Origin of the sequence: Fructobacillus broussonetiae (assembly GCF_018437275.1) — a bacterium.
Taxonomy (GTDB): domain Bacteria; phylum Bacillota; class Bacilli; order Lactobacillales; family Lactobacillaceae; genus Fructobacillus; species Fructobacillus broussonetiae.
Window position 1 is genome coordinate 43,683 of record NZ_JAAMFK010000008.1, and the last position, 22,669, is coordinate 66,351.

The window sequence follows — 22,669 nt, forward strand, 5'->3', positions numbered from 1 at the left end:
ATGGCAAAGAAGAAAAAAGATAAAAAAACATTACCCGAACAAGTTCTAAAAAAGCATGGGGTGGCTTTCGAGCCGATGAAGCTGAACGCCCTTGAGCTGAGTGAAGAGGAAAAGGCCGCCCGTTTTGCGGAGTTGGGCATTCAAGAGTCTGACATCTATAAGACTTTGGCTGCTAAAGGTGATAAAACGGGGCCCGTCGTTGCCGTCGTGCCCCTCACCGAACGCCTCGACATGAAAAAGCTCGCCTCTGTATCTGGGAATAAGAAAGTGCACATGCTCCCTCAAAAGGAACTGGAAAAAACCACCGGCTATATTCACGGGGCAAACAACCCCGTTGGTATTTGGCAGAACAAAGGCTTTCCAATTTACCTCGCCAAACAGGCTGAGGACAAGGAATTCTTCCTCGTTTCTGCTGGGGAACTCGGGCACTCTGATAAAATGAAGCCAACAGACTTAGCGGCCATGATTGGCTCTTCTTTTGAGGACCTTACCGAAAACTAGAACAAACAAAAAAGCACATCGCTTGATGTGCTTTTTTTATTGATATTAATAACCGTTACTTGTTTCAGGCGGAATTGGTGGCAATGGTGCACCTCCGTAAGGATTTTCATCCCGATAGCCTGGTGCCCGGTCGGCGAACTTAAAGGTTGGCTTGTTGAACATCAACGTCGCCGTTCCTCTGGCTCCCGCACGGTTCTTTTCCAAGATAACTTCGATGGGAACAGATTCTTGTTCTGGCTCTTGTTCAGCAGGTCCAGCATCATCTTCGCCATCGTTACGGTAGTAATCATCACGGTACAAGAAACCAACGATGTCGGCATCCTGTTCGATTGATCCAGATTCACGCAAGTCAGAAAGAACCGGACGCTTGTCCGTTCGCTGTTCGACACCACGAGAAAGCTGTGCCAGTGCAACGATTGGTGTGTGCAATTCCTTCGCAAGCTTCTTGATGGAACGAGAAACTTCAGAAACGGCCTGCTGACGACTCTCGGTGTTTCCTGACTCAATCAGACCCAAGTAATCAATCACGACCATCCCCAACGGATGCGGATTAGCAATTCGTTCTTCTTCTGACATACCCGCAAGCAAATCTTTTTCAAGTTGGCGCAACTTTGCACCAATTTGAGCGATTCGAATTCCAGGCGTATCGTCCATGTAAATCTTCATCTGCGACAAAGAGTTTGTGGCAACCGTCAACGTCGACCAATCGTCCTTTGTCATCTGTCCAGTCGTCAAATGGTTGGAATCAATTCCACCCTCTGCGGCAACCAAACGAGTAACCAAATCAACGGCACCCATTTCCAGTGAGAAGATAACGACAGGTACCTTTTCGGACTTAGCGGCATTCCGTGCCATGTTCAAAACAAAGGCTGTCTTACCAACGGCTGGACGGGCACCAATGACAATCATTTGATCCTCACGGAATCCGTGTGTCAACTTATCAAGCTCTTGGTACCCCGTTGCCAAGCCAACGATATCAGAATCGTTTTTTGAAGCCTCTTCCAAGTTTTCGTTGAATTCAGCAATAACATCCTGGATGGAACGAAGCTCATCGTTCCCCTGGTTCGAAGCCAATTGATCCACTTCGTGTGACACTTGTTCCAACAACTCAGTGGAATCTTTACCTCCGTCGTAGGCAAGTGACATGGACTTCATTAGGGATTCAATCAAACGGCGCAAAACCGCTTTTTCATGAACGATGGCTGCGTAGTGCTTCAAGTTAGCAGCAGACGCAGTTGATTCAGACAGTTCAGAAAGATAGGCTAACCCACCTACGTTTTCGAGTTGTCCCTCACCGTTCAACTTGTCTTGCAAGGTCAAAATATCGATTGGCCGGCTTTCAGCGACAAGCAGGTGCATTGCCTTGAAAATCTCTTGGTGCGCGCTTCGGTAAAAATCCTTGGCCTCCAAGATTGATTCAGCAGTGCTCATTGCCGTCTCAGAAGAGACATCAAAGAAAATCGCCCCAAGGACGGCTTTTTCAGCTTCGATGTCTTGAGGCGCTTGGCGATATTCGTTGGCCATTAATGAAACGTCGGCCATAAATTACCCCTCTTTAACGTGTACGCGAAGTTCAGCTTGAACTTGCTTGTGCAACTTAACAGGTACTGACGTGAAGCCCATGGCGTGAATTGGTTGGTCCAACAACAACTTACGCTTGTCGATCTTCACCTGGTATTGCTTTTCTAATTCAGCGGCGATTTGCTTTGTTGAAACAGCACCGAACAAACGGCCATCCGTTCCCGCCTTACCAGGAATCGTCACAACCGTCTTTTCGTCTTCCAACTTCGCCTTCAAATCTTTAGCGGCGGCCAATTCAGCAGCAGCTTGCTTTTCTTCGGCCTTTTGGCGACCCTTAACGGCCCCCAAATTCTTTCCAGTGGCAGGTTCAGCCTTCTTGTTCTTAATCAAGAAGTTGTTGGCGTATCCATCAGGAACGTTCTTTACTTCGCCCTTCTTACCACGACCTTTTACATCTTCCAAGAATACTACTTGCATATCTGCCTCCTCTAAGGGGACTTCGTCCCGCATTCTTTTCTTTATTATACAGCAGCTTTTAGTTAGCCGCTTCCTCTTCTTCCTGACCTTCAATGGCTTCAACTAACTTGTCGTACGCTTCGTTTGTTGTGACATCTGCCATTTGTGTGGCGGCGTTGGACAAGTGTCCACCACCTCCCAAGTCTTCCATGACCGTTTGAACGTTAAAGTCACCGTTTGAACGCGCCGAGATTCCAACACGTCCGTCGTCGCGCTTTGTCAAAACAAAGGATGCCTTAACACCTTCAATTTGCAATAACTCATCGGCTGCCTGGGCGGTAATCACACCAGGGTATACCGTCTCGTTATCACCGACTGAGATAGCTGCTTCATTCTTCACTTCGGCAGCTGAGATTAATTCAGCACGAGCCTTGAAGTCAGAGAACTTTTCCTTCAAGAAGGATTGAATCAATTCACTATCGGCACCGTTAGCACGCAAGTAAGAAGCGGCGTCGAAGGTACGTGAACCAGTCCGTAAGACAAAGTTCTTCGTATCCACTTGGATACCACCAAGCATGGCCGTTGCTTCCAATCGTGTGATTGGCGCACTCTTTTGGTTTTGGTACTGCAACAATTCCGTTACCAATTCTGAAGTAGAAGAAGCATACGGTTCAATGTATGAAAGAATTGGCTTTTCAGTCAATCCGTTTTCAGCCAAACGGTGGTGGTCAATAACCACCAAGTGTTCGTCTAGTTTGTGCAGTAATTCTGGTGCACCCGACAAGGCTTCTCGAGCATGGTCAACCAAAATCAACAACGAACGATCCGTTGCACGTTCAAGGGCATCTTTTTCAGAGATGACAGAGGCACCCAAGTTGACACCAGGTTCCGCGTCTTCCGGATCCGTGTTTCGAACAGCCTTCAACAAAGACTGAATGTCCGAGTAAATTTTTTCTTCGTCAACCACGACAAAGGCCTTGCGTTCGCGCGTCTGGCTAAAGCGCCAGAGTCCCATGGCTGAACCAACAGCATCCAAGTCGGGCATCTTGTGTCCAACAACAAATACTTGGTCAGCCTGGTCAATCAATTCCGCAACGGTCTGTGAAATCACACGGGCACGGACTCGCGTCCGCTTTTCCATTGGGTTAGTCGTTCCACCATAGAAACGTGCAGGTGCGTTTTCAGCCTTCACAACAACCTGATCCCCACCTCGACCAAGGGCCAAGTCCAAGTTTGTTTGTGCCAGTTGAACAAGGGAGTTAATGTCTTGTTCTCCATAGGCAATTCCCATTGATAACGTCAAAGGCGAATTCTGTTGTGCCGTTGCTTCACGCACAATCTTCACGATTGAGAACTTATCGTCTTCAGCCTTCTTTAAGTCTTCTTGGTAACCCATCAAAAGGTATGAAATTGGTGAAAGGCGACGAACATAGAGACGGTAATTCTTTGACCAATCCGTCAACTGTTCCGTCACTTCCGTACGCAACTTTGACGTTTCAGAATCGAGCATTCCCTCAGTTACTTCTTCGTAGTTATCAACGGATACAATTCCCGTAACCAAGCGGTGGTCATCCAAGTCCTTTTTCAAAGCGACGTTTTCGGAACTATCCATCAAGTAGAGGGCCCCAAGGTCTTCTTGGTAGTTCACGACAAAGGAGCGATTCAACCAGTTAACGATTGTGACTTCTTCGTCTTTTTTCATCGCTTCACCGATTTCCGGCTCCACTTCTGAAAGGTTTGAACCGATTAAATCACGTTCCTTCAAGAGCTCTTGGAGATAAGGGTTAACCCAAACCACACGATCACCATCCAGCAAAACGATTCCAAGTGGCATCTGCAAGATTGCTTCTTGCTGGCTATTTTTCACTCGGTAGGTCAACTCATCCAGGTAGGATTCTGAGTCCTGGCTGGACAAGATTAATTGGCGAAGCAAAACAGCCGCCATAATAATCAAGATGACAAGCCAAACGAGTCCAAACACAATGCTGTACATGCTTGCAAGCACCAATGACAGCAAGGTAACAAGTGCCGCCATTGAGAGCGACATGATAAAAGTTTTATTTTGTTGGTAGCGGAATAAAGCACCAATATTTAGAAATGTTTTCATAACTGCCTCAAATTTCTTTGAATGTTAGCCCTATTTTACCATATCCTGGCGTACACGATTAAAAGTCAGAAGGAAAAGGAAGCCAGAAACGCCTTTAAACAGGCGATTTAAAGAATTTTGTGCACAAAAAAACCAAGACCTAAGTCTTGGTTAAATACCATTAGTCTTCAGTGACGAATGGCAACAAGGCCATGATACGGGCACGCTTGATAGCTGCCGTAACCTTGCGTTGGTTCTTTGCTGAAGTTCCAGTCACACGACGTGGCAAGATCTTACCGCGTTCTGAGATGAAACGTTCCAACAATTCTGTGTCCTTGTAGTCGACGTATTCGATGTGGTTAGCTGCGATGTAGTCAACCTTACGACGACGGCGTGGTCCACCTTGTGGGCGACGACGTTGTGGACGTGCGTTTTGTTCTGACATGAGAAGCTCCTTTCGTAAAAGAATTTTTAGAATGGCAAATCGTCATCTGAGATGTCGATTTCCGAATTTGTGTTGGCTGCAAATGGGTTTGCGTTACCAGCACTTTGATTATTGCTTTGGTTGTTACTTGCAAATGAATCCGCTTGGCCACCACCAAAACCACCGTTCTGGAAGTTTTGACCTTGGTCTGAAGAACCATTTTGAGCACGGCGACGTTCTGAATCAGCCTTTGACTCCAACAATGAGAAGTTGTCGACAGAAACTTCAGTCACGTATACTCGTTGGCCAGCGTTGTTCTCGTAGTTACGAGTTTGCAAGCGACCTTCGATTGCAACTTGGGCACCCTTACCGGTAAAGTTGGCAAAGTTTTCCGCTGCCTTCCGCCAGATAACGGCGTTAATGAAGTCAGCTTCGCGATCCCCGTTGGCGTTCGTAAAGTTACGGTTTACGGCAAGCGTAAATGAACCAACTGCAACACCTGATTGGGTATAACGCAATTCCACATCACGGGTTAACCGTCCAATTAATACAACTCGATTGATCATCTTTTAGGTCCCTCCCTGTGGAATGCCTGATTACTTTTCGTCAGTCTTAACGATCATGTGACGCAAGATATCAGCTGAGATCTTTGCCAAACGGTCGAATTCATTAGCGGCGTCGTTAACGTCTGCTGAGAATTCAACTACGTGGTAAGTACCTTCGCGGTAACCAGCGATTTCGTAAGCGAAACGGCGGTTAGCGGCCCAGTCAGCTGACTTAGCAATAGTCGCACCGTTGTCAGTCAAGATACCGTCAAAGCGTTCAACGAGCGCCTTCTTGGCATCAGCTTCCATGTCAGGGCGAATAATGTATGTTAATTCGTATGCTGTAGTCATAGATTTTTCCTCCTTTTGGTCTCTGGCAACCCGAATTGGTTGCAAGGAGTGCGTACAGATTTCTGTACTCACGTCTATTAAATATACTAAATTTTTAGTCTTTTGACAAGGGGTTTGAAAAACCGTGAAATTCAGCCTCTTCCTCCCCTACGCTGGATTATACGTAAAAAGCCAGCGACTATCGCCGCTGACTTTTAAAAAATTATTTTATGCGCCTTTTTCAGCTTGTTTCAAACCAATTCCCGTCAAAGCAGAAAGCAATGAAAAGATTGGTGAGAGCAAGGCCACGAAAGTGAAGGGCACAAAGGAAAGCACTGAAACGTGAAGTGTTTGGCTGGCAAAGGCACCAGCAACTCCCCAAGGAACAAGGTAGTTTGCGATGGCACCGGAATCTTCCATGGCACGGGACAAAGCCAAAGGCGACAGACCAAAGCGCTTGTAGTCATCTTTGAAGAGCTGCCCTGGTAGCATGGTTGATAAGTACTGTTCACCGACTAAGAAGTTCGTCATAATTCCTGTCACCAAGGTGGCAAAAACGAGCGACCGTTGGGACTTCAACTTTGACACGAGCGGGTTCATCACCGCTTTCAAAATATTAAGATGTGACAGTACACCACCCAAACCGAGTGCCAGCATAATCAACATGATTGTGTCCATCATGGCAACCATTCCACCACGGTTCAACAAAGCCGCCAAAGTGGCGTTGTGCGAAGGCGTTTTGTATCCACTAACAATGAGGTTTGATAGTTGTTCTAACGAATGACCATTTAATAAGAAAAAAACGGAACATACAACAACATTAATTAACAAGGCCGGAATGGCCGGAACCTTCTTAATAGCAGTCACCAAGATGAGTAGGATTGGAACAATCGCCCACCACGTTGGCGTGAGCAAGTGAGTTAGGGTCAACCCCTGGGTTGTTGTTCCGCCGTGCTTCACATCAGAGCCAAAGAAGAAGGCCAAAATCAAGGTCACCGTGAAGGCAGGAATCGTCGTCCACATTAAGTTCTTCAAGTGGGCAAATAAATCCGTTTCAGAAACGGCAGCCGCTAGGTTTGTTGAGTCGGACAACGGTGACGTCTTATCACCGAAGATGGCACCGGAAAGAATGAATCCGGCTACCAGGGCAGGATTGAATCCGAGCGTGATACCAATCCCCATCAAGGCAACACCGACGGTCGACAAGGTTGTAAAAGCAGACCCAATCACCGTTCCAACAATTGCGGAAGTGATGAGCGCCGTTGGCAAGAACCAGTCAGGATTGATCAACTTGAATCCTGCCCAAATCATCGTTGGGATAACACCGGTTCCAAGCCAAAGTGCAATCATAGCACCAATCAAAAGGAACAAGAAAAGTGGCGTGAGCCCAGGTTCAATCCCCTTGATCAATGCTTCTTGTGCTTCCTTGAAAGAAACACCTTTCAGACGCATCATCAAAACGACCCAGGCAATAGCCACCAACAATGGCGCGATTGGCGCCAAACCAAGACCGATAATACCACCGGCCAAAATAAGGATAACCCCAAGGAGCAAAACGCTCGCAAAGGTTCGATTAACTGTTTTATTCATATTTAGTACCTATTAATAATTAAGCTTTGGTTGATTTCTTTTTTGAAACCATCAAATATAAACCAAAGTTCACGAGGACCATCCCCGCAAAGACGGAGATAAAGAGGGCGTCAAACCATCCGTGGTCGAGCATAATTCCACCATAGACCGGTCCGAGCATTCGACCAAGTGAAATCATCATGCCGACAAAGCCCTGAGCTTGCCCAGAAACTTCCTTTGGCGTCACTTGTGAAACCCAGGCTGGAACCTGTGGCGAAGCAAGCATTTCACCCAACGTCAACAACTCAAAGACCAAAACGATTTGCCAGAACTGGTTAACAAACAACATCAAAATGAAGGACGTCGCGAAAATCAGTCCACCCGAAATAACAGAGATGGCATAGTTTCTTTTGTTAGCCCAGTTTGAAATCATCTTCTGGAAGACGATGATCGTCAAACCATTCAAAACCCAGAGGTTCGCATAGTGGGCTGTTGAAATACCAATCTTATACAGATAGTTAGCCATGACCGTTTCCCAGAGCATATAGGAAAGATACATCAATAGAAGAAAGGCGGCAATCCACAAAAGAAGTGGCGTCATCTTCAACTTCGCCTTCTTTGCTGCCCCATCAAACTTAATGGCTTTTTGGAGGTCTTCTGGATCCGCAGTGACCGTGTCGTTTTGAACTTCTTCAACGCTTTCTTGCACCGGTTCGGTATCAACGTTAAAGAAGATGGCAACGATAATTCCCAACACCGCATACAAGGTCGAAGCAATCAACATCAACCACGAGAAACCATAGTTGAACAAATAACCGACAACCAATGTTCCAAAGACAACGCCAACATTTAGCATGATATACATGTTGTTGAAAATGACTCGAGTTTGCTTTCCAGTCACCGTCGTGGCGTAGGCGTTTAGCAAAGTCGTAATCGCACCAAGCCCAATGGAAACCAGCCAAATTAAGATGGCAAAGACTGGCCAGCCATTATAGAAGAAAAGGGCAAAGACGGATAAGAAAGCCAAAACAGAGGCACCAATCAAGGATGGATAAGGCTTCCAACGATCAAAGAGTTGGCCGGCAATAAAGGCTCCGCAGACATTCATCAAAGCGGCAACCAAGAGAACTAAACCAGAGGTCGTTAGCGACTGGCCCAGATTCAACGTCATGTGCAGCGTTGTTACTGGCCAAATCATGGCGTGTCCAGTGTTGGCTGCCAAGTTGGCAATCAACAGCCACTTTTCATTTAACTTTTTACGATTTGTTTCGACCATCCGCTTCCTCCTTATCCTGCTTGGCATTTGGTTTTTTCAACTTTTTTAGAAATTGATATACTGCTTCTATTCTAACAGGGACGGGGACCAAAAAGGGCAGAACTTTAACATTCCCAGCCTTATCGTAAAGTAAGCGGTTGCATTTTTTATTTTTTTAAGCCTTTCAAACTGATTTTTAACGTTGAATCGTTTATAATGAAGAGGATAAGAGAAAAGAGATAAAGGGGATTCATATGGTTGCTGAATTAAAGACCTTAATTACGTTCTTTGGTGCTACTGGTGATCTCGCCAAGCGCCTGCTTTACCCATCCGTTTTCAACTTGTATAAGAAGGGCTACTTGCAAGAGCACTTCGCCATCGTTGGAACGGCCCGTCAAGACATCACGGATGCTGAATACCAAGATATGGTTCGCCAATCTGTGTCAGAAGGACAAGACAAAGAACAAGTGGAAGCCTTCTTGGCCCACTTCTCATACGAAGCTTCTGACGTTACCGACGCAGCTGGATACGCTTCTTTGAAGGAAGAAATCGAAAAGGCTTCTGCCAAGTTCGGCGTGAAGGGTAACCGCATCTTCTACATGTCTGTTGCGCCTCGTTTCTTCGGAACGATTGCTCAGTTCTTGAAGTCTGAAGGTCTTTTGGCTGATGAAGGTTACAACCGCATCATGATTGAAAAGCCATTTGGAACTTCATACAAGACGGCCGAAGAATTGCAAAACCAATTGACATCTGCCTTCTCTGAAGACCAAGTTTACCGAATCGACCACTTCTTGGGTAAGGAAATGGTGATGAACATCGCCCCACTCCGCTTCGGTAACCCAATGTTGAACTCAGCTTGGAACAAGGATTACATCAAGAACGTTCAAGTTACTTTGGCGGAAACGCTCGGAGTTGAAGAACGTGCGGGATACTACGACCAAGCCGGCGCACTCTTGGACATGATTCAAAACCACACGATGCAAATCATCGGTTGGTTGGCCATGGAAGAACCAAAGGACTTCTCCGACGTTGCTATCCGAGAAGCTAAGAACCAAGCCTTCTCTTCTTTGGAAATCTATGATGAAGCCGGCGTTAACCGTTACTTCGTTCGTGGACAATACGGTGCGGGAAAGCAAGAAGGTCACGTGGCTTACACAAACGAACCTGATGTTCCTAAGGATTCAAAGACGAACACTTACATCGCTGGAGAATTGCACTTTAACACCCCACGTTGGGAAGGCGTGCCATTCTACATCCGTTCTGGAAAGCGCATGACGAAGAAGACGACCCGTATCGACGTTGTCTTCAAGGCCGGTGCCTTCAAGTTTGGTGGTCAACAAGAACCACAAGAAACTGTTTTGACCATCGTTGTTTCACCTGACGAAAAGATCACGATGTCATTGAACGCCAAGGAAGTTGCGGATAACTTCTCAACGCAAACGGTTAACTTGGGTTGGGCCCCAACGGCTGAACAAAAGGCCGAAACGCCAGCACCATACGAACGTATGATCCACGACTGCTTGGACGGAAACGCTTCAAACTTTGCCGACTGGCACGGTGTTGCAACGGCTTGGAAGTTCACGGACGCCCTTTCAGATGTTTACGCAGCTGACAAGGCACCACTTGAAATTTACGAATCAGACACGATGGGACCTGAAGCAGCTGACAAGCTCTTGGCCCAAAATGGTGACGCCTGGGTATACCGCGGCGAATAATCACTGAATATTAAAAGACCTTTCCGAAATGGAAAGGTCTTTTTCTTATGCATTCAATTCTTTTTTCATCAAGATATCACGCTGGCGATCATCGCCCAGCACAAAGATATGTTCTGAGAATTCTTCGAAGCCACGCTTTTTGTAAAAGTCGATGGCGGGGGCGTTATGTTCCCACACACCCAACCACAAACGCACCTTGCCAAGCTTTTCTGCTTGTTCATGGGCGATCGAGATGGCCTTCTTACCAAGCCCTTGTCCTTTGAATCGTTTCAAGAAGTAAATCCGCTCCACTTCCAAGGCGTCGTCTAACTCGTGTTCGCTTTGCGCAGCACCGACGTTTAACTTCAAGTAGCCGGCTAATTCCCCCTCAACTTCAAACAAATAAAAGAAAGATTCTGGGTTAGCTAATTCCGCGCCCAGCTTTTCATCCCCGTATGCCTCTTCCAAATACTTCTCAAGGTCAGCGGCATCGTTGTCTTCTTCAAACGTCTCTTTAAAAGTCTGACGAGATATCGTCTGCAATGCCTTCAAATCATCTACATTCGCTTCAATTATTTTCATCTCACACCTTATCCAAATCGAAGGCCTTGTTTTCCAACAGGCCGGTTTCTTCATTAAAAGTACGAAGGAAGTACTTCATATAATCCGCCCTTTTTGCCCCTTCTTTACGACCAGCCGCCGTATTTAACTGGGCCGGCAGTTTGAATAGTTTCTCGTAAAAATGATTCACAGAAGGGTTACTGCTGTTGCGGTAGGCTAGCTTATTTTTAAAACTGGTCTTTGGGAGTGAACGCGGATCAGCGATTGCACGTCCCTTCGCCCCACCGTAGGCAAAGACGCGCGCAATCCCGATGGCACCGAGCGCTTCAATCCGATCGGCGTCTTGGACGTACTTTCCAAGCGTCGATAGTTCATGTTTTTCTTCCAAGTTAGCAGAGTAAGATAAGTGTTGAATGGTGTCCATCACATCATCGATTTGCTCTTTGGAAAAGTCGGCGTCGGACAAGAGTTTTTCCACCGTGTCGATTTGCGACAGCACATCAACAACGACTTTGTCATCAATTGTATCGTGCAAGTACCCGCCCGCGCGCAAAACATTTTCCGTCTGCCCGTCGGCTTCACCGTGGTCTTCTTCATAGAAACGAACCGCCCAGTCAGCAACCCGCTTTGCGTGGAACCAGTCGTGGCCCGAGGCATCCCCATCCAAAGTCTTCTTTGAAAAGGTTTCGATTTTTGCAATGTTCATTGCTCACTCCTTCTCATTCTTTCTGTTATTCCTATTGTAGCGGTGTAAGGTTAACCTTACAAGCTTGTAAGCACAAAAGATAACCGGAATCGTTATACTGGTACAGTAAGCTAAAATATAAAAGCAAAGGAAATGTATTATGGCATTCTTAGAATTAAAGAATATCAAGAAGTCCTACTTCTTAGGACAACAAGAATTCCCCGTTTTGAAGGGAATCAACCTCGACTTCGACCTCGGAGACTTTGTTTCTATTCTCGGAGAATCTGGAGGTGGTAAGTCCACGTTGATGAACATCATCGGTGGATTGGACCGCAACTTCGAAGGTTCTGTTGAAGTTAACGGACAGAAATTAGACCACAAGAAGGAAAAGGCATTAGACAAGTACCGTCGTGAAACGATCGGATACATCTACCAGTCTTACAACCTGATTTCTCACTTGAGCGTTTTGGATAACGTGTTGGTTTCCCTCGAGATGACAACCTTGTCAAAGAAGGAACGTGAAACACGTGCCAAGGAATTGCTCGAAAAGGTTGGCTTGGGCGAACAAATGCGCAAGTACCCTAACCAATTGTCAGGTGGACAAAAGCAACGTGTTGCCATTGCCCGTGCCTTGGCATCCGATCCTAAGATTGTGATTGCCGATGAACCAACCGGTGCCCTAGACGCCCAAAACACCAAGGAAGTTTTGGAACTGTTGAACGAAATTGCCGAAGAAGGCCGTTTGGTTATTACAGTTACCCACTCTGAAGCCGTTGCTTCTGAAGGAACGCGCATCGTTCGCTTGGCCGAAGGTCAAATCGAATCAGACGAACGCATCAAGGCTGCTTACCCTCTTCAAGATAAGGAAATGATTCCTTCAAAGAAGTTGTCCAGTTTGTCTGCTATCCGCAACGCGTTCAAACACTTCAAGTACAACATCAAGCACAACTCCCTCATCATCTTGGGAACATCCATCGGTTTGTTCTCTGTTGTTCTCTTCTCAGGTCTTGGAAACGGTGTTTCCGGTTACATGGGTAACCAAATCACCAAGGTCGCAAATCCCCAAGTGATGTCAGTCTCACGTTATGTGAAGGACGCCGACCAATCACAGTTTGGTGACCAAGATGAGGTTGACACGCCTGCCTTCACGACTTCCCAAATGGATCAGTTGAAGAAGCAAAAGCACGTGAAGTCTGTTGAAGGTTCATACAATGCAGCAAACATTGACGTGAAGTACAACAACCAAACGCAAAAGATGCGCACTGCTCAAAACTGGACGGCTTCTGATTCAACGGATCAAATTAAGGCCGGTCACGCCCCAACGAAGGCCGGTGAAGTTCTTATTGATAAGAAGACCGTTGCCGAAAAGTTTAACAAGGATAACTACAAGGACATCCTTGGTAAGCAAGTTGAATTGTCATACCAGACGATGAACAAGAACAAGGAAATGGTGACGGTTACGATGACCGCTACGGTTTCTGGAATTGCTGAATCTGAAAATGGTACGGCCGTCAACGCCTTGAACACGGATTCAATGGTGAAGGCTATGCAAGCCGCAAACGTTGAAACCGACCCACAGTCAGTATCTGTTAAGATCGACGACTTGGACAACGTAACACCAACTGCTGAAAAGATTGATGCTTTGAAGGACAACAACAACCGTCTTTACAAGACCCAAACGGTTCAAAGCATGATTAAGACCATTCAGACTTACGTCAACTTGGTCACGACGATTTTGGCAACGATTGCCGGCATCTCACTCCTTGTTTCCGCTTTGATGATTATCGTAACGATGTTCATGTCCGTTTCAGCCCGTACTAAGGAAATCGGAATTCTCCGTGCCTTGGGTGAATCAAAGAAGGACATCCAACGTCTCTTCATCGCCGAATCATTGATTACCGGTGTCTTGTCCGCCGTAGTCGCCACTGGAATTGCCTTCTTGGCTCAAAGTGGTGTAAACGGTGCGTTGAAGGGCATCGCGGACTACGCCTTTGTCCAAATCTCAACGGGTAACGTCATCACTGCCTTCGTATTGGCATTGATCATCTCACTCCTTGCTGCACTCTTGCCAGCACGCCGTGCAGCCCGTTTGAACCCAATCGATGCTTTGTCAGCTGACTAAACATTAGTCGACGAAGCGAATCGAAGAAACGCCGAAAGACTCCTTGCTTTCGGCGTTTTTCTTTTTCCTTTTATTGCATACAAAAACGGCATCCGCTAATGAGCGGATGCCGCTTTTGCGTTCAATCCTCAATGCATGGGAGCTTTGCTTGATACTCTCTAAAGAACGGACAGTCAAAAGATTTCTCTAACTCGCGCTTGTACAAGTGACAAAAAGACAAGAGAACAAGCAAATCAGGAAGAACCTGACCTGATTCATACTTAGAGATTGCGGACTGGGACAAGTGCAATAACGCCGCCACTTGTGCTTGTGAAAGCCCGTGCACTTTACGGGCACTCTTAATCCGCGAGGCTAAGTCAATCTGAAAGTAGACGCGTAACTCCGTTTCGACTCTTTTTTGATTGATGCCCTTAAGCATTGATTTTCCAACAAGAACCATAACACACCTTCCTATCTATCGCTCTGCGATATTCAGTTTGGCGGCAGGCCCTTTCGTTTTTTCGATTTCTTGCTTTCATTATACCTGGTTTTATTATCATTTTCCATAAAAATACGAACATTTGTTCGTATTTATTCCAAATCGATATTAAATCAATGATTAAAAGGAATGAATGATATAAAAAAAGAGGTTTTAAACCTCTTTTACCAAACAATTAGAAATAGACACCTGAGATTGGCAAACCGATAGCGACCAGATAGATTGTCCAGCCCCACAAAATGAAGGCAATGATGTGTGAGACACTTTGTTGCCAAGGCTTGTGGAAGAACCATGGCTTCTTTTTGAAGACAGGGTCGTAGATTCCTTCGGTTGCTAACCAGATGATGAAACCAAAGACGGTTCCAGAACCATCAGTTATGGCTGAGTCGTAGTTTGCCCAAATGACGAAAACAACCCCCATCAAGATGGACAGGAGAAAGAGACGAATCTTACCGAGATCAATAAAGATGCCAGCTCCAATACTCAAGGCTTCTGTTTTTTTATCTTCTTCGCTTTTTACAACGTTTTTCCAGCCAGATTGAACCAAAAAACCTAGAATTCCAGCTAGGATTCCTACCCAAACGGCATTAAAAATAATGGTGATGAACATATTTGTCCTCCTTCTAACCATTCTAATCTATTTTTATGATAGCACACTTTTAAAAAAGATTTTATCGAAAGAACCCTAGCGATTTTCATAAATTCGAGCCGAGAAAGCCCGCCCTAGCAATGTTTTTTGGTATAATTAAATATTGTAGGGTTAGGTTAATAAAAGTTTTAAACCTTTATCAACGTTTAGTATTATAGCTATTCATCCCGACCATGACTCAAACAAACGGCGATAAATAATGATACGCTGTTTTCAATGGAGGTTAGTCAGTTGAAAGTAAAACGCGAAAACATGATTGATTACTATACGTTTGGTTCAACCGCTGAGCTTGTTTTGTACCTTGGCGTGGACCGTGAAACGGTCTTCCACCGGGCAAAATTGCGCGGTATCGATTTGAACGGAACGTATACAGAAGACCAGTTGGCTGCTTTGAAGCCCGGAAACGACTCATACCTCGGGTCATTGAACGCTGAGACCGAAGCGGAAGTTGAATTGTTGAAGATGAAGCTTCAGATGCTCGAGTCACAAATCGGCTACAAGGATCAGCAACTGTCAGACCGTCAGCAACACATCGACACGTTGAAGGAAAGCTTGAAGAGCGCTGAAAACAACTTGGAGAAAACACAAACGACGGTGGATCAACAGCAGCACCTCCAAATGGCAACGTTGAGCCAGTTGGATAAGGTCACTTCCCGCGTGCAACGCATCGAATTGGAAGAGGACCAGAAGAAGCACTGGTGGTCACGTAAAAAGAAGAAGTAATTTCCTTTATAAAAACAAAGACCGGCTAACCGCCGGTCTTTTTCATTGCACTAAAAAAGAACCGCATCACAGCGGTTCTTTTCATACGATTAGTTACTTGTCTGCGGACCATCAACCAACGAGTAGTTAATTGTCGCATCGTCATAAGTACCATTCTTTAACTGATTCGTTGTTTGCATCATAAGACCATGATTTTGATCGAAGTTGGCCGTGTAGTTATAACCGGCTCCACCTTCTGAGTAATCGTAGCCATCATTCATCGTCCAAATGGTTTTAGGAGTTGAATTCAACGCCGTCACATCACCGTTATTACTCTTCCAAGAATACTTAAAAGCATCCCCAAACTTCTGGTTTGTAATCTTAGCTTGAACGGCAACGTTTGGATCTTCCTTATTCGACGTCACTGCAAAGCTCATCGGGTCCTGTCCACCAATCAAGGAAGACAGTCCAGTGGTCATTGGCAACTTTGAAGAATCTAATTTGAACAAGCGATCAAGCATCGTTGCACCAAAGGTTACAATTGGCGTTCCAGTACCAAATTCAATGTACTTAGCCGTCGGAAGCTTACTCGTCGTGGCACTTGAATAGGCGGGTTTAACAGGGAAGCCATCCATGGTAACAAAGATGGCACCTGTTGCTGCTGGCTCATGATAGGCATCGCTTCCATCAAAATTTGATGACGCGGTTAGTCCCAATCCAGGTCCATTAAGGTAAATACTACCCCCACTATTCGCAAACATCGGCACTTTATTCGTGACATTCGCCTGCAATACCATATGCGAATTCTTACTCAAATTAATGGATCCACCAGCCAAGCTTCCGTCAAACAAAGACCAAGAAGCAGCTAGCGTCCGAAGGGAAAGCGTTCCATTTTCCCCAACGTTAATATTGGTTGGATTAATCGTTGATGTTCTTCCACGGTAAATCGTTCCACCGGTTTGCGCATCAAGCACCGCCCCTTTTCCGATGTTTAGATTCCAAGGAGCTAATTCATTATCTCGGCCAAACCATTGGTGTTCGTTAGTAATCTTGTTGTTACCCATCGAGTTCACGGTTCCATTGATAATGAATTGTGCTTTATCCTCGATGTTCCAAGTCTTTGTCTTCACTCGTCGTTCTTCCAAAAACCAGATTGTATCGCTGTTCCAATACAATTTAGCTTTCGACTTAACCGTCAAGCGGGAGTCAAAGTTAGCTGAATCATAATGGTGAATCGTTTTTTGATACTTCGCGTTTGAATTAACAGTTGTGGATCCATCATATACAGTAACGTCATTTCCACCCTGAATCCAGTTAGCGTTCGCATAACCAGCTGGAGAAGTAAGCGTACTGCCTAAATTTTTAGCATCCACTTTACCTGAACCCCAGTTTTTACTAAGTGCTCTAGTAATGTTAAAAACGTTATCACCATAGAATTCGATTGCTCCCGCCCTATTCATTATTGGCGTAGCACCTTTGTCCGCAGAACCGTTCATTTCGATAACATTTTTGTAAATGGTTTTTGCTGCGGCATTTTTTGATACTTCAAAAATTCCGAAGTTAATACTGTTAATCCACTTGGCGTTTTCTATCGATAATGTTGTTTGATTCGTAACACTATCATCTCGCGTATAAAAGCCAGCTGTTTTATTGTCACCTTCGTAGACAGCGGTTCCCTTCGTTGGGTCGCTACTTGCAGCAAAGTAAAGATAATTGCCGTTTCCTAAGATTTTAACGCTCTTGCCTTCTTGAACTTGCTGACCCTTCCTTGCATCAGCTGAACCCTGAATATCACTTTTAACGTTCAAATAAACCGTTGATTCACTTGAATTCTTATAGGCATCGAACATGTCTTTCCAGGAATAGACATTATAATACGTAGCGCCCTTCACACCGGTAACTTTTCCACTAGTATCGGTGTCCGTCGAGTAGTTCGCCGAAACACTTTCTGTATGTACGAAAAAAAGGGCGCACAAAGCAGCCATAATTAATAGCATCTTCTTCATAACGCGCCCTCCTTTCCTTCTCATTTTCTATAGGCGAGTGTTATTTATCTTTTAAGATAACCACAATGCCATCCTTAAGCATTTGCTTGTATACCTTATATGATACACGACGTTCATAACGTGCACCAGAAACAATCTCGATGATATCAACCATCTTGCGGTTCTTACGCCAGATGAGGAACCACCAGATCCATAGAGGAATCAACAACAACCACCAGAGCCAGTGATAATTACGAGTCAATGGGCTATTGTTTACCCAACCAGTAACTGGCAAAAGAGCAGAAGTTTTGAATTCTTTGCTCCAGTGCCAAGTTAAGTTGTTCTTCACATCGTGAATCGTAATGTCGGCTACGTAAGTTTTACCGGCTGACAACTTCTTTGTAGGTACTTGGTACGTAAAGATTGAGCCGTTAGCAATTGATTGCTTGCTTTGGTTGTATACAACTTCGTTATTACTCTGTCCCTTTTGTCGCACAGCAACTGAAGATGTCGCGTTTGCAACGTAACCCTGCTTATCGTTTTGAAGCGCGATATTCACCTTACCAGACTGCCCCTGTTCCGTGTAAGAAACTTTATGCAGGGATAAATCGGCCTTGGTTACGGCGTCAGTGTTTGATAATTGAACGTATGCCAAGTAAGAAAATTGGTTCGTATAACCGTTGGATGCACGTGAAGCTACGCGCTTTTGAACGTAAAATCCACCAAGCCAAGAACCAGGCAATTGACGATCAGGCATTTGCACATGAGCCGTCACTTCTTTTGTCTCTCCAGGGTTAATGGTTACAGATGGGGCATCCATCGTCAGCGTCTGGCTTCCCAAACGTAATGATGGGATGACAGCGTTTTGAACCTTAGCAATCGGGTCACTGGCCGTCATGGTCATACCGGTTCCCGTAACCGCCTGAGAAGCAACTAAGTCAAAAGTCGAGGCCGTGCTATCACGGTTCGTCAACTTCAACTTCAAAGTTGTTGATTCATTCGGATTCATTTTTAAGTCATACCATGAAACCGATTGGTCGCGTTGATGTTCATTTTTTTCAACTTCAACATCAAACTTTGAATCAGTATCATTGGCCGAGGCCAAGTGACCACCAAATATAATTAAGCTAGCAAGTGTAGCTAGTAGGACAGAGAGTTTCTTCACGTGCCCAGTCTCCTTTCATTGAAGAAGCTTGGAACGAAAAACGGACAGAGTATTCTGTCCGCCGTTCATTAGTTATTGAGCTGAGGCAGCTGGTCCAGAAGTAAGGGTATAGTTGATATCACCCTTGTAGCTTCCGTTCTTAACGTTGTTAGCAGACAACGTCATGTTGGCTGACGTCGTACCAGATTCCAAAGTTCCGTTGGCGTTCTTATCACCAGTGGCAACCGTCTTAGATTGCTTATAGATGTCTTGATCTCCAGCACCTGTAATCAAACCATCGAATGAGTTCTTGTTACCATTTTGAGCGTTGAACAAGAAACTTTGCACTGGCAACACCGTATCACCTTGCTTCAATTCGTTAGCCTGGGCCGTTACAGTGTATGGGTCGTTAGAACCAGTAAGGTTCGTTACCTTGATTGACTTGTCTCCGTTAGTGGTGAACTTAAGACCATTGGACAACAATTCTCCAAGATCATGGGTACTGAAATCAAAGTCAGGGACTTGATCAAGTGTGATTTTTCCATTTTGTCCCTGGAAATTAATCGTTGCAGTACCATCACGGTGCGTATCATCCACCTTAGTATCAGCAAAAGCTGATACAGGAGCTACCGCAGCAGCCACAGCCAAAGTAGCAACAACTAAATTAAGCTTCTTGAAGTTCTTCATTATATTCATTCTCTTTTTCTTTACACTATTGTTACAAAAACTTCAATTCTAGAACTGTTTATTACAGTTGTCAACGTTAAAGTAACACTTTTAATAAATGTGTATAGACCGCATAAGGACGGGATTTTATATTACAAAGAACCGTATGTAGTTTATAAATGTACAGAAATTTATCCTTTTTATTGTTACAAAAATTGTAAAAACTAAAGGTAAATACGAGTTTAATATTTCAAATATTTAAACCCACTTCTATGTTACCACTGTAAATTAGAGAATAAAAGAGAAAACAAAAAGCCAGACCTGTCCGGGCCTGACTTTTAGCTTAGTTATTAACACAGATTATGCGAAGTAGTGATTGCGGTCTGCTGAGATGTTATCCTTCACCGTCTTCGAGTACCAGAATGGCACGTGAATCTTTCCGATAACGTGCTTCTTGTCCACGTAACCGAAGTAACGGGAATCGTTTGATACGGAACGGTGATCTCCCAAGACGAAGTATTCACCCTTTGGCACAACCGTTTGGTTCTGGTCCTTAGGTGACCAGAGGCCGGTGTTTGACAAGGTATCAAGTGACCAGCTAGATCCAAATGATGAAGCCGTTCCAGCGTTTTGTTCATCGGAGCTGATGTATGATTCGTTAACCTTCTTACCGTTGACGTACAAGTTACCATCCTTGTAAGCAACCTTGTCGCCACCAACGGCGATCACACGCTTCACGTAGTCCTTGTTGCCAGCCTTGATGCGCGGATCTTCTTCGCGGGCATCGAAGACAACAACGTCACCACGTTTCACGTCTTGTGTCTTTTGAACCAACACCTTTTGTTGGTCTAATAGGTTGGGGTCCATTGAGTCACCATTAATGGTCACGATGTTCACCCAGAAAGTCGTGATGGCCAAGTAAGCCAACACACCAATGGCAATTGGGACAACCCAATTCCAGATAAATGCAAATAATTTCTTCATGTTTAATCCCTCGACCTAAGCTTACTCGTTTGATTGGAAAGTGGCAAGCTGTAATGGTTCTTAACTAATTTTTCTTTTTAACCTTAGTAAAATCCCTATTATTATTAATAATAGAAGAAAGTTACGAACGGACCGTGTTAATAAACACCATATATTTCTGTTTGTCCTTGATACCAGTCGCTTCAAAGGTAATGATTCCGTGACTGATTGCCAGCCCTTCAATGTCTTCATCCAGGAAGCGACTCTGCAAGATGTCCAATGGGTTTGGACCCGGAAAAGCCTTCGGCCATTCGATGATTAAAAAGTCTTCAAAGGAAAAGGACAAGACCCGGTAATCCATGACTCGGTTACGATATTCCGGCATTGCCTCGGCATCCTTTAAAGCTTCCTCTTCTGTGAGTAACGGCTCAACAGAGACCCAGTAGTCTTTTCTCTTCAGTTTTAAGTCTTTAATCTTCAAGGAAAGCCCACCCTTCTTAGCTCATCTTTGGCAACTGAGCCAAAACGTCGTCTTCCACTGGAATGGATGGCAATGCACCGGCCTGTGATACTGTCAAAGATGAGGCAGCAACGGCATAACGGATGGCCCCTTCCACGTTGTCAAATGATGGTGACAAGCGGGAGAGCAAGGCGCCGATGAACGTGTCCCCAGCAGCCGTGGTATCGATGGCGGTCGTCTTAATGGCCGACACCATGACTTCCTTACCAGAAGCAGACTTATAGAAGGCCCCCTTGTCGCCCAACGTGATCAAAACATGCTTGAGACCCAGTTCAAAGAAATAGTTGGCGTTCTCAATTAGCGATGCGCGGTCGGTCACTGGAATATCGGTGATCAACGCCGCTTCGTGCTCGTTTGGAATAATCAAATCGGTTTGGGCAAGCAATGCCTTTGGCAGGTCGTCTTGGTCAGGGACGGGCGCGGGGTTTAGCACCGTGGTCACTCCGGCAGCCTTTGCCTCTTTGAAGGCCGTCAAGGCCGTTTCCAAAGGAATCTCTAACTGGGTCAAGCAGAAGTCAGAACCTTCCAACGCTTCTTGCTGGTCCCAAATATCTTTCGCGGACAAATCCCCGTTTGCTCCCTCATAGACGTAGATAATGTTGTCGCCGGTCGCCTTTGACACCGTAATGTAGGCCTGACCCGTCTCAAACTTATCTGAATGGAGCACGTATTTTTGATTCAAATTTTCTTCATTCACCTTTTGGCTGAGGTCAAATCCTTCCCCGACCTTGGTAATGAAATTAGCCTTCGCTCCAGAACGTGCAATCGCCACGGCTTGGTTCAATCCCTTACCGCCCATCACTTCTTCTTGGTGTTGGGGTGTCGAAAGCGTTTCGCCAGATAGCGCGAGACGCGGTACTCGAGTGACCTTATCGATGTTGGTTGAACCAACGATGGTTACTTGCTTTTTCATGCTAACCCCTATTCTTTCTTTATATAGGTAATATTCAACTCTTATTTTACAAGAAATGACGGTATTTTCCAGGATAAATCCTAAAAACGCCCCTCAGTTAGCAGGCTTTTATCTGCTATAATGGATGTAGATTGTTAACTTTTGATGGAGGACTGTTTAATGAATGACCATAAAGTAAAAGCTGCTCAGATGGCCGTTGATTTAATTCCCAACCAGGCCATCGTCGGCCTTGGTTCTGGCTCAACCGCTTCCATCTTCATCGATTTGCTGGCTAAAAAAGCCCACGAAGAATCCATGGACATCACCTGCGTGGCCACGTCCGGTCAGACACAGCAACTGGCTCTTGGCTTTGGGCTCAAGGTTGTCGACATCGACGCCGTTGACCGCATCGACGTCACAGTCGATGGTGCCGACGAAGTTGATCCCGACTTAAACGGTATCAAGGGTGGTGGTGCCGCCCTTCTCTTCGAAAAGATCGTGGCCGTTAACTCCCAGAAAAACATCTGGGTTGTTGACTCATCGAAGAAGCACCCCCGCCTCGGTTCTTACAAGTTGCCTGTCGAAGTCGTAAAGTTCGGCGTTCACCACGTCTACAACTACTTAAAGACCCAGGACTTGAAGCCCGTTTACCGCCAGCAAGAAGACGGCAACTACCTGACCACCGACTCCGGTAACTACATCATCGACATCGATATTTCGCGCGTCGACGACCTTTCAAAGCTCGCCGATGACTTGAAGGCCTTGACCGGCGTTGTCGAACACGGACTATTCATCAATGTCTGTGACGTGTTGCTCGTCGGAAACACGGGTGAAGCCATTTACCGTAAAGAAGATTAATTTTAATTTCGTAGCACCTTTTTCTGGGTGCTTTTTTCTTGGCTTTTTACATCCTTAAAAGTC

23 protein-coding genes are annotated in these 22,669 nt (G+C 45.4%); 5 read left to right on the forward strand and 18 right to left on the reverse strand.

Annotation, left to right across the window (positions count from 1 at the left end; genetic code table 11):
- Positions 1-501, forward strand: a complete 501-nt coding sequence (locus G6R29_RS05860) for an aminoacyl-tRNA deacylase (protein WP_213809426.1) — start codon at positions 1-3, stop codon at positions 499-501.
- A 45-nt stretch (positions 502-546) separates the two neighbouring features.
- Here the strand turns inward: G6R29_RS05860 and dnaB are convergent, their stop codons facing one another.
- The 8 genes from dnaB to G6R29_RS05900 all read right to left on the reverse strand — a co-directional run bounded on the left by dnaB (position 547) and on the right by G6R29_RS05900 (position 8,708).
- Positions 547-2,043: a replicative DNA helicase gene (gene dnaB, locus G6R29_RS05865; RefSeq protein WP_213809427.1), complete on the reverse strand. Its 1,497-nt coding sequence runs from the start codon at positions 2,041-2,043 to the stop codon at positions 547-549.
- Positions 2,044-2,046: 3 nt separating this feature from the next.
- Positions 2,047-2,499: a 50S ribosomal protein L9 gene (gene rplI / locus G6R29_RS05870; protein WP_213809428.1), complete on the reverse strand. Its 453-nt coding sequence runs from the start codon at positions 2,497-2,499 to the stop codon at positions 2,047-2,049.
- A 58-nt stretch (positions 2,500-2,557) separates the two neighbouring features.
- Entirely contained in the window at positions 2,558-4,585 is a 2,028-nt protein-coding gene (locus G6R29_RS05875) for a DHH family phosphoesterase (protein ID WP_213809429.1), read from the reverse strand.
- 160 nt (positions 4,586-4,745) lie between these two features.
- Positions 4,746-5,009, reverse strand: coding sequence for a 30S ribosomal protein S18 (gene rpsR, locus G6R29_RS05880; protein ID WP_213809430.1), 264 nt, complete (start codon positions 5,007-5,009; stop codon positions 4,746-4,748).
- Positions 5,010-5,035: 26 nt separating this feature from the next.
- Positions 5,036-5,554, reverse strand: a complete 519-nt coding sequence (gene ssb / locus G6R29_RS05885) for a single-stranded DNA-binding protein (RefSeq protein ID WP_213809431.1) — start codon at positions 5,552-5,554, stop codon at positions 5,036-5,038.
- 30 nt (positions 5,555-5,584) lie between these two features.
- Complete coding sequence (rpsF, locus tag G6R29_RS05890; protein WP_213809432.1) at positions 5,585-5,884, reverse strand: 30S ribosomal protein S6; 300 nt, start codon at positions 5,882-5,884, stop codon at positions 5,585-5,587.
- Positions 5,885-6,091: 207 nt separating this feature from the next.
- Positions 6,092-7,453 (reverse strand): Na+/H+ antiporter NhaC family protein, encoded by a 1,362-nt coding sequence (locus tag G6R29_RS05895; RefSeq protein ID WP_213809433.1) that lies wholly within the window; start codon positions 7,451-7,453, stop codon positions 6,092-6,094.
- Between the two features lie 19 nt (positions 7,454-7,472).
- Positions 7,473-8,708, reverse strand: coding sequence for an MFS transporter (locus G6R29_RS05900; protein ID WP_213809434.1), 1,236 nt, complete (start codon positions 8,706-8,708; stop codon positions 7,473-7,475).
- Positions 8,709-8,941: 233 nt separating this feature from the next.
- Between G6R29_RS05900 and zwf the strand changes: the two genes are divergently transcribed.
- Entirely contained in the window at positions 8,942-10,402 is a 1,461-nt protein-coding gene (gene zwf, locus G6R29_RS05905) for a glucose-6-phosphate dehydrogenase (RefSeq protein WP_213809435.1), read from the forward strand.
- Positions 10,403-10,447: 45 nt separating this feature from the next.
- On the opposite strand, the gene G6R29_RS05910 is transcribed toward zwf, so the two are convergent.
- Together G6R29_RS05910 and G6R29_RS05915 are read right to left on the reverse strand one after the other, a co-directional pair.
- On the reverse strand, positions 10,448-10,963 hold the full coding sequence (locus G6R29_RS05910) for a GNAT family N-acetyltransferase (RefSeq protein WP_213809436.1): 516 nt from the start codon (positions 10,961-10,963) through the stop codon (positions 10,448-10,450).
- A 1-nt stretch (position 10,964) separates the two neighbouring features.
- Positions 10,965-11,648 (reverse strand): HD domain-containing protein, encoded by a 684-nt coding sequence (locus tag G6R29_RS05915; RefSeq protein WP_213809437.1) that lies wholly within the window; start codon positions 11,646-11,648, stop codon positions 10,965-10,967.
- 139 nt (positions 11,649-11,787) lie between these two features.
- On the opposite strand from G6R29_RS05915, the gene G6R29_RS05920 reads away from it, so the two are divergent.
- A complete protein-coding gene (locus G6R29_RS05920; RefSeq protein ID WP_213809438.1) occupies positions 11,788-13,749 on the forward strand; it encodes an ABC transporter ATP-binding protein/permease in 1,962 nt (653 codons plus the stop codon).
- 121 nt (positions 13,750-13,870) lie between these two features.
- On the opposite strand, the gene G6R29_RS05925 is transcribed toward G6R29_RS05920, so the two are convergent.
- Both G6R29_RS05925 and G6R29_RS05930 read right to left on the reverse strand, forming a co-directional pair.
- Positions 13,871-14,188: a helix-turn-helix domain-containing protein gene (locus tag G6R29_RS05925; RefSeq protein WP_213809439.1), complete on the reverse strand. Its 318-nt coding sequence runs from the start codon at positions 14,186-14,188 to the stop codon at positions 13,871-13,873.
- A 214-nt stretch (positions 14,189-14,402) separates the two neighbouring features.
- A complete protein-coding gene (locus G6R29_RS05930; RefSeq protein WP_213809440.1) occupies positions 14,403-14,837 on the reverse strand; it encodes a DUF1440 domain-containing protein in 435 nt (144 codons plus the stop codon).
- Positions 14,838-15,107: 270 nt separating this feature from the next.
- Here G6R29_RS05930 and G6R29_RS05935 point away from each other — a divergent pair, with 270 nt between their 5' ends.
- On the forward strand, positions 15,108-15,599 hold the full coding sequence (locus tag G6R29_RS05935; protein ID WP_213809441.1) for a hypothetical protein: 492 nt from the start codon (positions 15,108-15,110) through the stop codon (positions 15,597-15,599).
- Between the two features lie 89 nt (positions 15,600-15,688).
- Here the strand turns inward: G6R29_RS05935 and G6R29_RS05940 are convergent, their stop codons facing one another.
- The 6 genes from G6R29_RS05940 to rbsK all read right to left on the reverse strand — a co-directional run bounded on the left by G6R29_RS05940 (position 15,689) and on the right by rbsK (position 21,769).
- Positions 15,689-17,584 carry a hypothetical protein gene (locus tag G6R29_RS05940; RefSeq protein WP_213809442.1) on the reverse strand — a complete coding sequence of 632 codons (1,896 nt, stop codon included), beginning with the start codon at positions 17,582-17,584 and terminating at the stop codon, positions 15,689-15,691.
- A gap of 40 nt (positions 17,585-17,624) precedes the next feature.
- The gene (locus G6R29_RS05945) at positions 17,625-18,728 is read right to left on the reverse strand and encodes a WxL protein peptidoglycan domain-containing protein (protein WP_213809443.1); all 1,104 of its coding nucleotides are present in this window, start codon (positions 18,726-18,728) and stop codon (positions 17,625-17,627) included.
- Between the two features lie 72 nt (positions 18,729-18,800).
- Entirely contained in the window at positions 18,801-19,403 is a 603-nt protein-coding gene (locus tag G6R29_RS05950; protein WP_213809444.1) for a hypothetical protein, read from the reverse strand.
- 330 nt (positions 19,404-19,733) lie between these two features.
- Positions 19,734-20,357 carry a signal peptidase I gene (gene lepB / locus G6R29_RS05955; protein WP_213809445.1) on the reverse strand — a complete coding sequence of 208 codons (624 nt, stop codon included), beginning with the start codon at positions 20,355-20,357 and terminating at the stop codon, positions 19,734-19,736.
- A 121-nt stretch (positions 20,358-20,478) separates the two neighbouring features.
- Positions 20,479-20,817 (reverse strand): hypothetical protein, encoded by a 339-nt coding sequence (locus G6R29_RS05960; RefSeq protein ID WP_213809446.1) that lies wholly within the window; start codon positions 20,815-20,817, stop codon positions 20,479-20,481.
- A gap of 16 nt (positions 20,818-20,833) precedes the next feature.
- Positions 20,834-21,769 carry a ribokinase gene (rbsK, locus tag G6R29_RS05965; protein ID WP_213809447.1) on the reverse strand — a complete coding sequence of 312 codons (936 nt, stop codon included), beginning with the start codon at positions 21,767-21,769 and terminating at the stop codon, positions 20,834-20,836.
- Between the two features lie 159 nt (positions 21,770-21,928).
- On the opposite strand from rbsK, the gene rpiA reads away from it, so the two are divergent.
- Entirely contained in the window at positions 21,929-22,606 is a 678-nt protein-coding gene (rpiA, locus tag G6R29_RS05970; RefSeq protein ID WP_213809448.1) for a ribose-5-phosphate isomerase RpiA, read from the forward strand.
- The last annotated feature ends 63 nt before the right edge of the window (positions 22,607-22,669 follow it).

What these genes read in the sequence shown, in the direction of transcription:
- G6R29_RS05950 (WP_213809444.1), bottom strand. Translation starts at nt 19,403, where the DNA reads ATGAATATAATGAAGAACTTCAAGAAGCTTAATTTAGTTGTTGCTACT.
- G6R29_RS05900 (WP_213809434.1), bottom strand. Translation starts at nt 8,708, where the DNA reads ATGGTCGAAACAAATCGTAAAAAGTTAAATGAAAAGTGGCTGTTGATT.
- G6R29_RS05940 (WP_213809442.1), bottom strand. Translation starts at nt 17,584, where the DNA reads ATGAAGAAGATGCTATTAATTATGGCTGCTTTGTGCGCCCTTTTTTTC.
- ssb (WP_213809431.1), bottom strand. Translation starts at nt 5,554, where the DNA reads ATGATCAATCGAGTTGTATTAATTGGACGGTTAACCCGTGATGTGGAA.
- rpiA (WP_213809448.1), top strand. Translation starts at nt 21,929, where the DNA reads ATGAATGACCATAAAGTAAAAGCTGCTCAGATGGCCGTTGATTTAATT.
- rpsF (WP_213809432.1), bottom strand. Translation starts at nt 5,884, where the DNA reads ATGACTACAGCATACGAATTAACATACATTATTCGCCCTGACATGGAA.
- G6R29_RS05860 (WP_213809426.1), top strand. Translation starts at nt 1, where the DNA reads ATGGCAAAGAAGAAAAAAGATAAAAAAACATTACCCGAACAAGTTCTA.
- dnaB (WP_213809427.1), bottom strand. Translation starts at nt 2,043, where the DNA reads ATGGCCGACGTTTCATTAATGGCCAACGAATATCGCCAAGCGCCTCAA.
- G6R29_RS05875 (WP_213809429.1), bottom strand. Translation starts at nt 4,585, where the DNA reads ATGAAAACATTTCTAAATATTGGTGCTTTATTCCGCTACCAACAAAAT.
- G6R29_RS05895 (WP_213809433.1), bottom strand. Translation starts at nt 7,453, where the DNA reads ATGAATAAAACAGTTAATCGAACCTTTGCGAGCGTTTTGCTCCTTGGG.
- G6R29_RS05910 (WP_213809436.1), bottom strand. Translation starts at nt 10,963, where the DNA reads ATGAAAATAATTGAAGCGAATGTAGATGATTTGAAGGCATTGCAGACG.
- G6R29_RS05915 (WP_213809437.1), bottom strand. Translation starts at nt 11,648, where the DNA reads ATGAACATTGCAAAAATCGAAACCTTTTCAAAGAAGACTTTGGATGGG.
- lepB (WP_213809445.1), bottom strand. Translation starts at nt 20,357, where the DNA reads ATGAAGAAATTATTTGCATTTATCTGGAATTGGGTTGTCCCAATTGCC.
- G6R29_RS05920 (WP_213809438.1), top strand. Translation starts at nt 11,788, where the DNA reads ATGGCATTCTTAGAATTAAAGAATATCAAGAAGTCCTACTTCTTAGGA.
- G6R29_RS05930 (WP_213809440.1), bottom strand. Translation starts at nt 14,837, where the DNA reads ATGTTCATCACCATTATTTTTAATGCCGTTTGGGTAGGAATCCTAGCT.
- zwf (WP_213809435.1), top strand. Translation starts at nt 8,942, where the DNA reads ATGGTTGCTGAATTAAAGACCTTAATTACGTTCTTTGGTGCTACTGGT.
- G6R29_RS05925 (WP_213809439.1), bottom strand. Translation starts at nt 14,188, where the DNA reads ATGGTTCTTGTTGGAAAATCAATGCTTAAGGGCATCAATCAAAAAAGA.
- rbsK (WP_213809447.1), bottom strand. Translation starts at nt 21,769, where the DNA reads ATGAAAAAGCAAGTAACCATCGTTGGTTCAACCAACATCGATAAGGTC.
- rpsR (WP_213809430.1), bottom strand. Translation starts at nt 5,009, where the DNA reads ATGTCAGAACAAAACGCACGTCCACAACGTCGTCGCCCACAAGGTGGA.
- rplI (WP_213809428.1), bottom strand. Translation starts at nt 2,499, where the DNA reads ATGCAAGTAGTATTCTTGGAAGATGTAAAAGGTCGTGGTAAGAAGGGC.